The organism is Paenibacillus sp. CAU 1782 (genome assembly GCF_054551715.1).
On sequence record NZ_JBTOLL010000001.1, the window covers coordinates 1,392,462 to 1,406,559 of the forward strand.

The window sequence follows — 14,098 nt, forward strand, 5'->3', positions numbered from 1 at the left end:
TGTTTATCCACAGCAGCTACGCCCAGTAAGCAAGGCTTTTCAGCCAAGTTCTGCCCATAACTCCTACTCCTTCTGGCACGTTAATTCAAATCAACGGGATTTTGCAAAATCAAAGCGGCAACGATTTCATCCATCACGCTGCCCCCATTGCCAACAAACTGGACCTGGAACAACGCCTCGTCCTCCTGCCAAAAATAACTCGTAAAATCCGGTTCGTCCGCACTGCTGAGTTCGCCGTCGATTTTGTAAGGCTCCGTGCGGTACACTTCTTGTCCCTCTAGCGTTACCATAGACACGGGGGCCGTAAAGCGTTGCCTGTCGATTCTTTGAAAAGAAGCAACGCCGCTGTTTTTCAACTCCCGGATAATGCCGCTGTTTTTTATTTGTTTGAAGCTAAATCTCTGAAGCTCTTCGGCTCCTGGCTCCGCTTCGCCATTCCCAGCATCAACATCCAGCGGAGCATACCCGATCGATAAAACCCGTTGATCCCGATCAGCTTCGTTGTTTGCATACCCAAAGTTAACCATCGTCGTATAGCTGGCGTCAGTCGCAAAATAACGCTCTAACACATGAAGCGGAAATTTAGGCGTGAAGCCCAATGCATCCCTTCCCCTGGAAATATCGTCGGTGTCGTAAATCTTTGCATGAAGCAAGCTTTTATTGACAAGCCTGTCCGATAACGGGAGCTCCGGCTTATCCATGGATGCAATCAGTGCGGAGGCTTCATTGTTTTCTTCTATCCCGAATGGCCCCATCACGTATTGAATCCCCTCATCCTGCCACAGGTATCGTACGTAGTTCGCTTTCCCGCGGCTTACCTCTACTTTCAAGATATCCATCCCATTTACATTTTCCATCTGCTTTGAGAGTTGAAGCTCGACATCAGACTCTTTAGCATTAAATTTCTCTTTTTCTTCCATAGCAGCATACGCTTGTTCAATATCCGTCCCTCTCGACTCGGCAGTCAAGTTCAAATCGTACTTTTGGTCTCCCGTAGCTCGGAATACGATTATCACTTGATTCAGCCCCTCTTCCCCGTCTTTATTAAGACCCATCGATAGGGAGGCTGATTCAAACCGGTATGTATCCGGAATTGCCGCCGGGATTTTAAACGAAAAATCCGCAACAGCAACTGCTTTTTCCACATTATTATAAGTGCGCGATCCTGTTGATGCTTCAAATAAAACAGTATTTTCACCCGGCTTGCTCTTTAATGTTTGCTCGGCCTGACGATCAGGAGCAGGCGCTGCCGCATTGGTCAGCGTACTTGCGCAAATGGCAATAACGCATAATACCGAAGCTGCGGTAAGCTTATACGAGCCCTTCTTAAAATCCTTGATCATGATTAATCTCCTTTCGAGCTGCTTGCGGGCGCCCGCCCCGGAAAAGCCTATCACTTGCCCTTGTTCGCGCCTGGAAGCAAACGCTCTGAGCACCTCAAGGATGGTTTGTCCGTATGGCAGCACCTCACGCGATCCAAGTGCATTCAGTACACAAGCGTCGCAAGCAAGCTCGCGGTCGGCCTTCATTTTTTTAATCGCCAGCCATACGAGCGGATTCATCCAATGAATAGCTAATGCAACGCTCCCCAGCCAATTCCATAGGACATCATATCTTTTGCGATGCGCCAATTCATGCATAAGAACGTGGCTTAACTGCTCACCGTTTAGCGACTGGCACAATACCTCCGGGAGATACACTTTGGGCCGGAACACGCCATATATAAACGGGCCAGACGTAGCAGCTCCTCCGGTATAAAGCCCGATCCGCCCTTTTATCCCTAGCTTGACTCGGCATTCCTCCAGGATGTCAACCAGACGGGCCTCCTCAATAAGCCGCATTTGTCTAAAAATGGTCTTCAATCTCCACCAATGCCTCAGAATAACGGCCAGCATGGTTGCGACACCGGCAATCCAGAGCCATGAAAACATGGTAAAGATAATACCTCGCATCGCCTTCTCCTCCATCTGGAGTGTGCCGGCAGACAAGCTTTCAATGAATGGAGGCGACTCCTCTGCTTCCTTGATCCTTCCACCTATAAGAGGCGCAAGCGGTATAGCTTCCGAAGCTCCTTCCGTTTCTACGTTACTCGTAAAATAAGGGGCGAACGACAACATCTGCCCCAGATTGATATTCGTTAGTTGAAACAGATTGACCGGGCTGCTTGGAAAAGCCGGCAACAGCAATCGAACCAATACGATCAGCCAAAGCACATGCCTGAGCCTAACCGAAATCCGGCGACGAAACAAACCAATTGCTGCAAGGACAACCAAAATGGTTATGCTGCCCCCAAGCGTTGAAAATAGAAACCATTTGAACGCGCTATCTAACATCTCCATGTTCTTCCTTCCTCTCGGAACAAGCGTGCCGCCGGATCAGGAATGTGGGGCATCATCGTTTTTCTTTTGTTTTTCTTCTAATATTTTTTGAAGCTGCTGAATTTCTTTTGGGGACAATTCGGCTTCCTCCAAAAAATTGGTGACAAGCAAATTTGAAACGCCGCCAAATACACGTTTAATAAAGGAGCGGCTTTCCGCCATCACGCAGTCCTTTTCCGATAAAAGAGGGAAATAGTTATAGCTTCTGCCTGTTCTCGTAAAACCGATGACGCTTTTTTTCAAAAGTCTGTTAATAAACGTTCGGATCGTCTGATCGCTCCACTGAATCTCCTCCGGAAGCTGCTCCATGATTTGCTCCGCAGTCACGGGGTTCCTCTTCCAGATCACCTTCATAATTTCCCACTCGGATTCCGATATTTTAGGGATTCCCTCCATAAGTACACCTCCTCCGACTTAAACTTTTACATTTGTAAATTCATTTTCTTTTATTAATATTACATTTGTAATTCTAATTAGTCAATTGATTTTTTCCCAGCATTTCACAAAACCTTATTCGGATCGCTTTTTCGCACAAAAAAAACCCGCCGTTGCCTGAGCAACGACGAGTCTGATAGAAGAAGTCCCTATATGCAGTAATGATAATTAAACTAATTGGGCAAATTGTTTGGCTTGCAGCTCAAGCTGCTCCGCCGCTTTGCCAATTTCCTTGAAGCCGTCCACGGCTTGCTGTATCCGGTCACGGTTTTCCTTTATCGCATTCTGGGACAAGGAAGTCCCTTTGGCGATACCGCCAACCTGCGCCGTGACAGCCTCCAGATTGCCGTTAACTTCTTTTACCGCAAGCTCGACCTGCTTGGAAAGCTTGCGAACTTCATCGGCAACCACGCTAAAACCGCGCCCGTATTCGCCGGCATGAGCCGCTTCAATAGCCGCATTCAAGGCAAGCAAATTCGTCTGGGACGAAATTTCCTTAATGGATTGCAGAATCCCGCGCATGGCATGAACCTTTTCCTTCAGCATATCCAGCGATTGCATATTTTCATTTGCGCTCTGGACTACCCGCTCCATCGCCACTTCAATCTCTTGATTGCTGGAAATACCTGCCTCCGTTCGGTCGAATAAAGCTTCAGCCATTCCAATCAAACCTTTTGTTACCTCGTTGACGGCTTCTTCCCGTTCCGTTATATCCGTAGCGATTTTGATGACGCCCCGCACGGTGCCTTCTTCATCAAACACCGGTGTATATGTAGCTTCAAAGCACAATAAATGTTTATTTTTATGAACGCGGAAAATCTTCTCCTGAATGGGCCGCCCGCTGTTGAGCTTTTGCCAAAACTCCACATACTCCGGGCTGTCCGCAAACGAAGACGTGCAAAATTGCCTGTGAAGCATACCTGGCATTTCCGTCGATTCATATCCCATCGCCTGGGCAAAATGATGATTTGCCCAAAGCACTTTGCCTTGCAAATCAAATTCAATCATAGCCAACGAATTTTCAATAGCCGCCAAAACCGCTGACTCATTCAACACCTGGGTGCTAACCGGAATATCCCTTTTTTGTTCTAACATTCGGCATCCCTCTTTACTAGGAAATAGTCATGGTGCGAGTCCCTGGAGTATCTCCCAGTTCTAGAATAATAACTGAATGGCAGACTAGACATCCATTAACTAACTAATAGTAAAGCAATTTATCAAACATTACAAGCTTGTTCTTCTTTTCTTCACAATCAAGCAACAAAAAAACTTCCATCGCCACTGGACGAGGAAGCTTATATGCAGGGTATGGTGCGGTCAAGAGGACTCGAACCTCCACGTCATTGCTGACACTAGAACCTGAATCTAGCGCGTCTGCCAATTCCGCCATGACCGCATAATTTGTTTCAACGAAAAATAATATACCATATCTCGCCGAAGCCCGTCAACTCTTTTTTACCACTACATGCGGCAGCATGAAAATAAATCCTTTTTCCAGCGGTATTTTGTCATACGCCCATCTTCTCCTATAATAGAAAGTGATACATAAGAACGAAAGGTGGATACTCCTGTCATGATTGAATCTCCATTATCCCGTCTGGAAGCCGGTCTGACGGCACAAGGCCTTGACGCCGCGCTGATTACCGATCCCAAACACATTTATTATTTAACCGGTTTTGCAAGCAATCCGCATGAGCGTTTTCTTGGATTAGTGCTGGCTCCAGGCCAAGAGCCGCTGCTGATTGTGCCCGCTCTCGACGCCGAAGACGCCGCATCCGCTTCCTCAGTCAAAAATATCGCCACCCACTCCGACACGGATAATCCCTATGCTCTGCTTCATCGCTATCGGGGGCAGCTGAAGTCAATGGGGCTGGAGAAAGACTACGTTACTGTCTCCCGCTACGAACAGCTGACCGCTGCGCTTGGCTCCATTGCTTTCTCCGACATCGGTTCGCTGCTCCGCTCGTTGCGCGTGAAAAAAACTCCGGAAGAGGTGTCCCGCATCCGCCGCGCCATCACTTTAATCCAGGAGGTTCTCACTCAGGGATTGTCTCATGTACGAGCAGGCGTAACTGAAATCGAGCTTGTCGCCGAGATGGAATACCGCATGAAAAAGCTGGGGGCTGAGGGTCCTTCCTTTGATACGATGGTATTGTCCGGGCCAAAAACAGGTTTGCCCCACGGCACGCCTGGCGACCGCAAGCTTCAGCACGGCGATTTGCTGATGTTCGATATGGGTGTATATGCCGATGGATATGCATCGGACATTACCCGTACTTTTGCCTTCGGCGATATTTCTCCCGAACTGAAAGAGATCTACGACACCGTATTGGCCGCAAATCTAGCCGCAATCCAGGCCGTAAAGCCGGGCCGACCTTGCGCCGATATTGATCGCGCCGCGCGCGAAGTCATTGAAGCTGCCGGGTATGGGGAACGCTTCATGCACCGGGTTGGGCATGGACTGGGCATCGATGTCCACGAATATCCTTCCTTGCACGGTCAAAACTTCGACCTTCTTCAAGAAGGCTGCGTGTTTACGATCGAACCAGGCATTTATATCGCCGGGGCAGGCGGCGTCCGCATCGAGGACGACGTATTGGTCACCGCTAACGGAGTCGAAGTGCTTACCAGTTACCCAAAAGAGCTGCAGATTCTTGGATAGTTACTATCCCGCCGCCAAGTGCGCAGCATCTTTCAAGGCTAATGCCTGTTCATATGCTGCGCTGATTGCTGGCACGACGCTGCGATGATTGCTGCGCACGACGCTGCGATGATTGCCGCGCACGACGACGCGATGATTGCTGCGCACGACGCCGCGATGATTGCTGCGCACGACGCTGCGATGATTGCCGCGCACGACGCTGCGTTGATTGCTGCGCACGACGCTGCCTGCGTTGATTGCCGCGCACGACGCTGCGTTGATTGCTGCGCACGACGCTGCGATGATTGCCGCGCACGACGCCGCGCTGATTGCCGCGCACGACGCTGCGTTGATTGCTGCGCACGACGCTGCGTTGATTGCTGCGCACGACGCTGCGATGATTGCCGCGCACGACGCCGCGCTGATTGCCGCGCACGACGACGCTGCGCTCACTACGAGGTGCGGGATTCCAACGCGGCATGAGTGCAACACTACTTGTTGGAGACAACATTTTTGATGTGGCTAACGGTCACAAATGGCCGTTAGCACGCTATTTCGGGCCATTTTTGATTGGTAAGGGACATTGGTGACCGTTACAGCAGAAAAAACGCGAATTATGAGGTTTTTGGGGATACAACGGACATTTTTGACCGTTACACACCATGATGTCACCTTTTTGGGCCAGTAACGGACATTGGTGTCCATTACCGGCTCCATATTGGCGAAATTCATGAACTCATGGGTTCCACGAATTCATGAATTCCACGAATTTCAAATATTCCACGTGTTCTCAAAACAAAAAAGGCCGCAACCGCTCTGAGCAGCTGCAAGCCCTGTTATTTACAAGATGGTGCGGTCGAGAGGACTCGAACCTCCACGGTATTGCTACCACTGGAACCTGAATCCAGCGCGTCTGCCAATTCCGCCACGACCGCATATGTTTGTGACAACAAATAATAATTTACCATATATTCACGACTGCGTCAACATCCCACAACATCCCATTATGATGTCTGCGGAATAAACGCCGGTAGAAAGGTTGTTATCAAAACCTTTCTGCCAGCGTATACGTAGCCGTCTCCGTCTATACCGGATTGTCTTTAATCGAACAAATCGCCCAAAACATCCAGCATATTTTTTTTATTCTTATACGGTCTGCCATATTTGTCGTAGCCGTATTTTCCCTTGTCGCCATAGTGGTCGTTCTGGTATTGGCCTTTTCCGTAATGCTCTTGACCGTAACCGCCTTGGACGGGATTGCCTTGCGGATACCCGCTGTTTGGCGGGGCTTGTCCATAGCCGCCAGGCTGCTGGTTAGGATAACCGCTCCCTTGCGGCGGTTGGGAGGGCGTATTATAAGGCGCCCCTATTCCGGGATTGCTCTGCGGAGGCGGCTCATGCGCCTGGCGTTCCAGCCGCTCGTAATCATCGCGCACTTCGCGAACGCCTTGCATCAGCTTTTCCAACTCGCCACGGTCAAGCCAGACGCCTTTGCAGTCCGGACAAACATCGATCAATACGTCATCCTTAACGACTTCCCTCATGCGCACATCATTGCAAACCGGACACTTCATAACGCCACACTCCTCTCGATAGTTAAAACGGGCTATTGACCTCTAACCTATAGGCATAGTTTAAAAGGTTTTAACAGCGATTATACGGACGGCCGCTCTTCGGACTCCGACAGGTACCGATAGGAACGGCTAAGTTTAACTACCCGTCTGCTGGGTTTGCGAATCACGACGGAAGAGTCATCCCAGGCCACCACGATGCCCAGCACATCATTGCTCTCCATCCCGTCTCTCACTACTCTGACCTTTTCGCCCGACTGGCGAAACTGATCCAACTGCTCCTCGGATACCATAACATTCCTCCTAAAAAGTTTGCAGGACAAACTTTACTTCGTAAGCATTTGCTTAAGTTTGCAGGGCAAACTGACTTCGTAAGCATCCGCTTTAGTTTGCAGGACAAACTTTACTTCGTAAGCATCTGCTTAAGTTTGCAGGGCAAACTGACTTCGTAAGCATCTGCTTAAGTTTGCAGGGCAAACTGACTTCGTAAGCATCCGCTTTAGTTTGCAGGACAAACTTTACTTCGTAAGCATCTGCTTTAGTTTGCAGGACAAACTGACTTCGTAAGCATCTGCTTAAGTTTGCAGGGCAAACTGACTTCGTAAGCATCCGCTTTAGTTTGCAGGACAAACTTTACTTCGTAAGCATCTGCTTAAGTTTGCGGAGCAAACTGACTTCGCAAGTACGGGATTCCATCCCAGTGTGACAACAAAACCCCAATGTTTGCATACGCAAGACATTGAGGTCCGTTTCAATAATTACTGATTATTCATTTTAACCGGCAGTTTGCACTTTCTCAGCCCACATGCTCTTTGGAATCATTGGTTTCATACCATTCATCCAACACTCGGGACGACATAACTCGCTTGCCGATATAGTCGACTTGTTTTTCGGAAAACTGATCGTGCCATTCCATGGAGAGCTCTTCGCACAACTTGACAATCGTCAGCAACTCCGACCACGCAACATAACGTTTATACCAGAAAAACTGCGGATGTTCAATCATATAAGGATATAGGTCGTCAAACTCCGTATGCTTGCAATCCAATGCCCGTTCAAAATGCGTTTTGGCATCGGCCAGCTTCAACTGAATAAAATCAGGTGACAATTCCCCCATCTCTTGTGCCTCCCCTCGATCACTTAACCTCTATTATAAGCCAAAATCATACCGGGGAAAAGAGCTAACGCACTGGTACATCTTACTCAAAATGAATTTCGCCGTTCTCCAGCGATTTGATTTTGACCAGAGATTCTACGTTAATCCCCTGCTCCCGTAGTGTTCGGCCGCCGGCTTGAAACGATTTTTCGACTACGATGCCCATGCCCACGAGCTTGGCTCCGGAACGTTCAATAATTTTGATCAGTCCGCGGGCTGCATCGCCGTTGGCAATAATATCGTCAATGAACAATACATGGTCATCTTCGGTCAGAAACTGCTTGGAAACCATAATATCCGTAACCATGCCTTTTGTAAAAGAAGGGACGCGCTCGCAATAAGCATCCGGGTCGGCAATAAGCGTTTTTTTTCGTCTGGCGAACACCAGTGGGACGCCAAGCACATAAGCTGCCGCAAATGCAGCAGGAATACCCGATGACTCTACCGTAATAACCTTTGTTATCTTTTGCTCACGGAATCGATTGGCGAACTCCTGTCCCATCTCCATCGTCAATGCAGGATCGACCTGATGATTGATAATCGCGTCCATTCTCAATACATCATTCGACAAAACCGACGATTCTTCCAAAATACGCTGCTTCAACTTTTCCATTTTCATTACCTCCGCCAATAATCCCTTTCCGATAAAGTACCATAGGATGAGCAAAATGCGCAACCTGACATCATAACCGGACGCCATAAATCCGATAAATAAAATAAGGGGCAATTCATTTGCCGAAATGCCGGAAAATAAAGCAACCTCCGGCACCTGCCATGCGTTTAATACAATAAGAGAGAAACAGGCGAGGAGGAAACCCGATGAAAATCAAAAAAACTTATTATCATAACCTACTGCAATGGGCTGCGTTATCGACGCTCCTTCTCCTTTTGGCAGGCTGCCAAAGCGCACCGCAAGACTCCGCCATTACTCCGGACAGCGTTCCTGATTCCGGCGAAGCTGCAAAAGGACCTCAGCAGGCATATCTGGAAAGCAGCACCGAAGAAGAGGAAGACGAAGGAACGGAATGGAGCAACCAGGCCGAAGATATTGAAGGTCACAGCTCGGCGGAAACCTCGTCGATTAACAAAAACAGGCTTGATGAGTCCAATCTGTGGGATGATCGAGGCCCGCGGCTCGGCGGCGTCCTTATCGGCAGCGACAAAAAGAAACTTGAAGAGCAGTTCGGGCAAGCGCTTGATAACTATAAGCTGGAAACGGGCAATGAACAAATGACCGTTTACGAATATAGCGGTTTTTCCGTTGGTTTCGGACCCGATGGAACGGTTGCCCTGGTTGAGATCTATGACAGTTCGGTGGATTCCGGCCTTAACGGCCTGGCGGTTGGCGATCCCCGGGAAACAGCGATTCAACTGTTGGGACAACCCGGTTCGCAAAGCAGCTATCTGCTGACGTATTCCGATGAAGAGTCTTCCTTGAGGCTCGATGTCGACCCCTCCACCAACGAAATTGTATCCATTAAACTCATCGCAAGCAGCTGAGCGAATCATTTCAATTTCAGGTTTTAGGCATGTCCCGCTTTGCCCGCACATACCTTTTTTAGTATAAGCGCGAGGGATCGGGGGGAACGCGGGCATGTGGAAGTCGATGGGTAAAACGCTGCAAATCGCCGCAACCTATATGGGGACCATTGTTGGAGCCGGATTTGCGACAGGACAGGAAATATTGCAGTTTTTTACCCGGTTCGGTTATTGGGGAACGGCAACAATAGCGCTGGCGACCGTGCTTTTTATTTGGCTCGGCGCAAAAATGATGCTGATTGCCAGCGACATATCCGCCAAATCGTACGAGGATTTGAATAAAGCGTTATTCGGTGAAAAATACGGCCGCATCATCAGCTATTTTATGCTGGTTATTCTGCTTGGCGTCACCGCCGTTATGCTGGCGGGGGCAGGCGCCATCTTTTATGAACACTGGAATATATCCTATCAAGCCGGATTGCTGGTAACCATGGCGTTTTCTTTCCTGCTGCTCCGGAAAGGAATGAAGGCAATCCTGACCGTTAACGCCGTGGTTGTGCCCATCATGCTTGTTTTTACTGTATTTGTTATGATCGATACCTTTCACACACCCGGCGCCGGCAAGTTTATTACGCTAAGCACCGATTATTCCATTTGGGCCGCATGGGCCTCCCCTTTCCTCTACACTGCATTTAATCTTTCGCTTGCTCAAGCGGTGCTGGTTCCGCTCGGCGCGGAAATCAAGGACCGAAAAACCATTATAGCGGGCTCCTGGATTGGCGGCATCGGCATTGGTTTTATGCTGCTGGCCGGACATATCGCATTGTCGCTCCACATGCCCGGCATCCAGCAATTCGCTATCCCGATGGGCGGCATAGCCAGACAGCTTGGCTATTACGTGCAGTTGATTTACATCTTCCTTATTTTCGCCGAAATATTCACAACGCTGATTGCCGATATTTACGGACTGACGCTCCAGCTTCAGGAACGCGTCAAATGGTCGCGTGAGATGCTCACGCTAGCTGTATTGGCCGTTTGTTATTTTACAAGCCAGCTTGGATTTGGCACCTTGCTCTCCATCCTGTATCCGTTGTTCGGGCTGATCAGCTTGGGCTGGCTTCTGTTAATCATATCCAAACGTATGAAATTGGGCAGCTTTTAAGAGTTTGCTCAAAAAAATTCACCCGCATTAAGCCGTTTGCACGGCCCCGATATCCAGCAGCTTTGCCGAGGGATTGGCCGCAAGCAATTCATCGCGAATATGTTCGTGGCATGTAAATAATACAATCTGCCGCTCTGCGGACAAACCGGAAACCAATTGAGCCGAAGCGCGCAGCCTGCGCCGGTCGAAATTGACAAACAGGTCGTCCAGCAGCAGCGGCAATTTATTGCCCCCGGCAACCTCCCTCGCAAGCGCAAGCCTCATGCATAGATACAGCTGCTCCGCCGTTCCACGGCTTAACATGGCGCTGTCGATGACCATATGCCGATTATTCTCCAATTCTATGGCCGCTCGTTCGGGAGACGCCAGCACTCTATGGTAACGCCCTTCCGTTAATTGAGCGATATATGTTGAAGCGTTTCTCAAAACAGCCGGCTGTCGCTCCTGCTCATATTTGCGTCTCGTTGCGGTAATTAAGGCCTGGGAAACAGATAAAACGGCATATCTCTCCATATCGCCCTTCAGAGAAGCTTGAGCCATCTCGCGCTCCTCCAGCAGCCGCTGGCGCCTACTGCTCTGAAGCAAACGGTCCAACTCTGCCCGACGGCTGCCCCGCCGCTCCAGAAGCTCACGTTGGCGATCCCTCAAGAAATCCAGATGGGTTTGGGACGAGACCAGCTTTTGCCCAAGCGTTTCCTCGTCGGCGCTTTCCAGCAGGGCTTCCAACTTGTGAAGGAACTCAGGGAGAAGGCCAGCATTAAATTCAATGCCAAGCTTCATGCTCTCATCATCAAGCTCTTTCAGCTTGCTGCCATCCCTTATTGCCTGCGCCATCGCTTCATCGCTGGACAAACCGCAGTTTTGAAACAGCCGATGGCGCTCCTCCTCCAGTACGGTCCTCCGATCCATTGCGGTTCCCAGCTCATGATCCAGCTCCCGCATTGCCGCTTCCAGCTCCAAAGCCTTTTCCTGCGCGGCGGTATGGCGCTCAATCTCAGCCTGCAGCAGCCTGAGAATGGTTGCTTCTTCACGTTCGCCTTGGAGTGAAAAACCCGGTGATTTTTCACACAGAGACGATACTGCCATTGTATAAGCCCTAAGCTCGCCATCCGCATATTCAATTCGTTCAGCCAAACGGTCATATTGTCTTAAATGCTGCAAGGCGGACTCCGCCAGCTCAAACGTTTCCAATACGGCGGAAGGAGACATGGAATCCGGCAAAGCCCGCTGACCAAGCCAGCTTCTCCACTGGAGGGAACTATCCGCCATCTCCTCTTCAAGCTTCTGGAGCGTCTCCTGCCGTTCGTTCATATATTGTTCCAGACTATGCAGCTTTCTTTGCGCTTCCGCCAGAGCCAACTCGATCCGGCTTTCTTCCTGCAGGCCGTTAACCGTTTCCTGCACCAGTGTTTTAAGTTTTGACCTGAGCTGCAAGGCTTCAGCCATTCCTTCATCGCCGTTTATGCGCCCGATAATTTCATCCGCCGCGGAGACGGACTGTTCTATCAGCTCAGCCAAAGCTTCCCTAACGGCATGTCCAGTGCTATCGCCATATCCCGTACGGTTCGTGCCTCGGCGCGTGTTGGCGCCCCGCCTCGTTTTGGCTCCGTCACGCGCTGATCCGGCATCTCTCCTACGATTGAGGCTTAATAAAGTAGTGGAAGCAGCCAGCAGCGCCGCTGCCGCAACCCAGGCCGCAAGGCTTCCCTCTCCGGTAATTCCCGTTGCGGCAGCTGCCAACGCGACGGCTCCTAACGACAGGCCCAGCACAGGCAGGACAAGCGGGATACGCTGTCCTGATGAATGCCCTGCACCGGCAGCCGGCTGAAACTCGCTTTGTCTGCGGGCTGTCTCCATATCAGCCAAGCGCAGCGCTTCATCCAGCGCATTCCAGGCGGCAGTTAGCTGCGATGAGCTTAGCGGCAGCAAGGAAAAGCCGGCTCCGGCACTGCGGCGTCCGGAAGCAATGGCCTGCAGGCGCCCCTTTGTGGACGATACGGATTCGGCCTGTTCTCTAATCTGAAGACGGTATGTTTCCAGTTCGCCCGTCAACCTCTCCGCCTTGCGCTGTGAGGCGGACAACGACTCGCGGTATGCCCTGACATAGTCGCGATCCGGCACCGTTACAGCCAGCTGTCTCAGCTGGCGCTCTGTCCAATGCGGGGAGATAGACGCCATCATGGATCCGATTACTTCATCCAGGCTTCTCCGCTCGTTCTCCCATTCATTTCTTTGCTGGCGCAACTCCCGCATCCGCCCGGAGCTTTCCAATAACGCCGAAGTCTCCTTCTCAAGAAGAATCAGCGATTCATCAAAAACAAGCAATTCACGTTCCGAACCTCTGAGTGCTTTATCCCGGCTTAATTGAGACACCTGTTCCCCGGCTATCGCCCTCTCTTCCTGAAGCTTCTGCCAGGTTTGCTCCATTCCCGCAGGCAATAATCCGGCGTAGGCAATGCCTTCCCGTTCAGCAAGCAGCTCTATCCGGCGCAGCCACAGCGCTCGGACCGCTGTAGCTTTGCGTAATAGCCTTACGCTGCTTCCGGTCTCCTCCAGCGAGGACTCCAGCTTTGCCATCTCCAGCTCAGCCGCTTCTTCCTCCGCAAGCAGCTCGTTGTATTCGGCAATGCCATCGCCCAGACTGCGAAGCTCGCTGTCCAGCGATTCGACGGTTTTTGCTCCGAGATAAAGCTTTTGGCTGGTGCCCTTTGGTTTAAACAGACCTTCAAGCTCGGCTGCGATTTTTTTCTCCGCATAGGCGACCGCGCGGCCTTCTTCCCATCCCGCCTGATAGAGATAGCGGCCTAGCTCTTCCCCCGACAAAGCCCCGGCCTCTCGAAGCTCGCTTAATGTAATGGCATAAAGATGACGAAAAAGCCGCTCGTTCACGCCGCCAAGAAACTGCTTTTCCCAGATGGCCTGCTCTACCAAACCATCCTCCGGCAACACGCTTGCTTGATCGTTGCCGTCGCCCAATCGTTTGAGCCTCAGCTTACCGCTTGCGCCATCGGCATAACGCTCCACTGAATAAGTGGCATTTCCGTCATCGGAAAAAAGCAATCGTCCGCCATGCCGACCTCCGGCAATCGGCTCCAAACGCTCTGCGGGCAAATTCCGGCGCGCAAAACCATAAAGCATACTCCTCAGAAAGCCAAAAACCGTGCTTTTCCCGGCTTCATTAGGTCCAAAAACGATAATAACCGGCGCATCTAGTTCAATGCGCCGGTTATTCAATTGGCCAAATCCATCAATATGCGCTTCCAGCAAACGCATGTT

13 protein-coding genes and 2 tRNA genes are annotated in these 14,098 nt (G+C 50.5%); 4 read left to right on the forward strand and 11 right to left on the reverse strand.

Annotated elements, in window-relative coordinates; genetic code table 11:
• Positions 1 to 80: 80 nt before the first annotated feature.
• The 4 genes from ACX93W_RS06850 to ACX93W_RS06865 all read right to left on the reverse strand — a co-directional run bounded on the left by ACX93W_RS06850 (position 81) and on the right by ACX93W_RS06865 (position 4,209).
• Complete coding sequence (locus ACX93W_RS06850) at positions 81 to 2,339, reverse strand: M56 family metallopeptidase (RefSeq protein WP_459391545.1); 2,259 nt, start codon at positions 2,337 to 2,339, stop codon at positions 81 to 83.
• Between the two features lie 36 nt (positions 2,340 to 2,375).
• On the reverse strand, positions 2,376 to 2,774 hold the full coding sequence (locus tag ACX93W_RS06855) for a BlaI/MecI/CopY family transcriptional regulator (protein ID WP_459391546.1): 399 nt from the start codon (positions 2,772 to 2,774) through the stop codon (positions 2,376 to 2,378).
• Positions 2,775 to 2,981: 207 nt separating this feature from the next.
• Positions 2,982 to 3,908 (reverse strand): methyl-accepting chemotaxis protein, encoded by a 927-nt coding sequence (locus ACX93W_RS06860; RefSeq protein WP_459391547.1) that lies wholly within the window; start codon positions 3,906 to 3,908, stop codon positions 2,982 to 2,984.
• A gap of 214 nt (positions 3,909 to 4,122) precedes the next feature.
• Positions 4,123 to 4,209 (reverse strand) — tRNA-Leu (locus ACX93W_RS06865).
• Between the two features lie 180 nt (positions 4,210 to 4,389).
• Here ACX93W_RS06865 and ACX93W_RS06870 point away from each other — a divergent pair.
• The gene (locus tag ACX93W_RS06870) at positions 4,390 to 5,475 is read left to right on the forward strand and encodes a M24 family metallopeptidase (RefSeq protein WP_459392027.1); all 1,086 of its coding nucleotides are present in this window, start codon (positions 4,390 to 4,392) and stop codon (positions 5,473 to 5,475) included.
• 3 nt (positions 5,476 to 5,478) lie between these two features.
• On the opposite strand, the gene ACX93W_RS06875 is transcribed toward ACX93W_RS06870, so the two are convergent.
• Positions 5,479 to 5,694: a hypothetical protein gene (locus tag ACX93W_RS06875; RefSeq protein WP_459391548.1), complete on the reverse strand. Its 216-nt coding sequence runs from the start codon at positions 5,692 to 5,694 to the stop codon at positions 5,479 to 5,481.
• Here ACX93W_RS06875 and ACX93W_RS06880 point away from each other — a divergent pair.
• The gene (locus tag ACX93W_RS06880) at positions 5,684 to 5,971 is read left to right on the forward strand and encodes a hypothetical protein (protein WP_459391549.1); all 288 of its coding nucleotides are present in this window, start codon (positions 5,684 to 5,686) and stop codon (positions 5,969 to 5,971) included. The genes ACX93W_RS06875 and ACX93W_RS06880 overlap by 11 nt on opposite strands.
• Positions 5,972 to 6,302: 331 nt before the next feature.
• Here the strand turns inward: ACX93W_RS06880 and ACX93W_RS06885 are convergent.
• From ACX93W_RS06885 to ACX93W_RS06905, 5 genes are all read right to left on the reverse strand, one after another.
• Positions 6,303 to 6,389 (reverse strand) — tRNA-Leu (locus ACX93W_RS06885).
• A gap of 165 nt (positions 6,390 to 6,554) precedes the next feature.
• Positions 6,555 to 7,028, reverse strand: a complete 474-nt coding sequence (locus ACX93W_RS06890; RefSeq protein WP_459391550.1) for a TFIIB-type zinc ribbon-containing protein — start codon at positions 7,026 to 7,028, stop codon at positions 6,555 to 6,557.
• 80 nt (positions 7,029 to 7,108) lie between these two features.
• Positions 7,109 to 7,318 carry a hypothetical protein gene (locus ACX93W_RS06895; RefSeq protein ID WP_459391551.1) on the reverse strand — a complete coding sequence of 70 codons (210 nt, stop codon included), beginning with the start codon at positions 7,316 to 7,318 and terminating at the stop codon, positions 7,109 to 7,111.
• Between the two features lie 503 nt (positions 7,319 to 7,821).
• A complete protein-coding gene (locus ACX93W_RS06900) occupies positions 7,822 to 8,142 on the reverse strand; it encodes a hypothetical protein (protein WP_459391552.1) in 321 nt (106 codons plus the stop codon).
• A gap of 82 nt (positions 8,143 to 8,224) precedes the next feature.
• A complete protein-coding gene (locus tag ACX93W_RS06905; RefSeq protein ID WP_459391553.1) occupies positions 8,225 to 8,794 on the reverse strand; it encodes a xanthine phosphoribosyltransferase in 570 nt (189 codons plus the stop codon).
• Between the two features lie 206 nt (positions 8,795 to 9,000).
• Between ACX93W_RS06905 and ACX93W_RS06910 the strand changes: the two genes are divergently transcribed.
• Positions 9,001 to 9,681, forward strand: coding sequence for a hypothetical protein (locus tag ACX93W_RS06910; RefSeq protein ID WP_459391554.1), 681 nt, complete (start codon positions 9,001 to 9,003; stop codon positions 9,679 to 9,681).
• Between the two features lie 94 nt (positions 9,682 to 9,775).
• On the forward strand, positions 9,776 to 10,822 hold the full coding sequence (locus tag ACX93W_RS06915; protein WP_459391555.1) for a YkvI family membrane protein: 1,047 nt from the start codon (positions 9,776 to 9,778) through the stop codon (positions 10,820 to 10,822).
• A gap of 27 nt (positions 10,823 to 10,849) precedes the next feature.
• Here ACX93W_RS06915 and ACX93W_RS06920 read toward each other — a convergent pair whose 3' ends face one another.
• Entirely contained in the window at positions 10,850 to 14,095 is a 3,246-nt protein-coding gene (locus ACX93W_RS06920; RefSeq protein ID WP_459391556.1) for an AAA family ATPase, read from the reverse strand.
• Positions 14,096 to 14,098 lie beyond the last annotated feature (3 nt).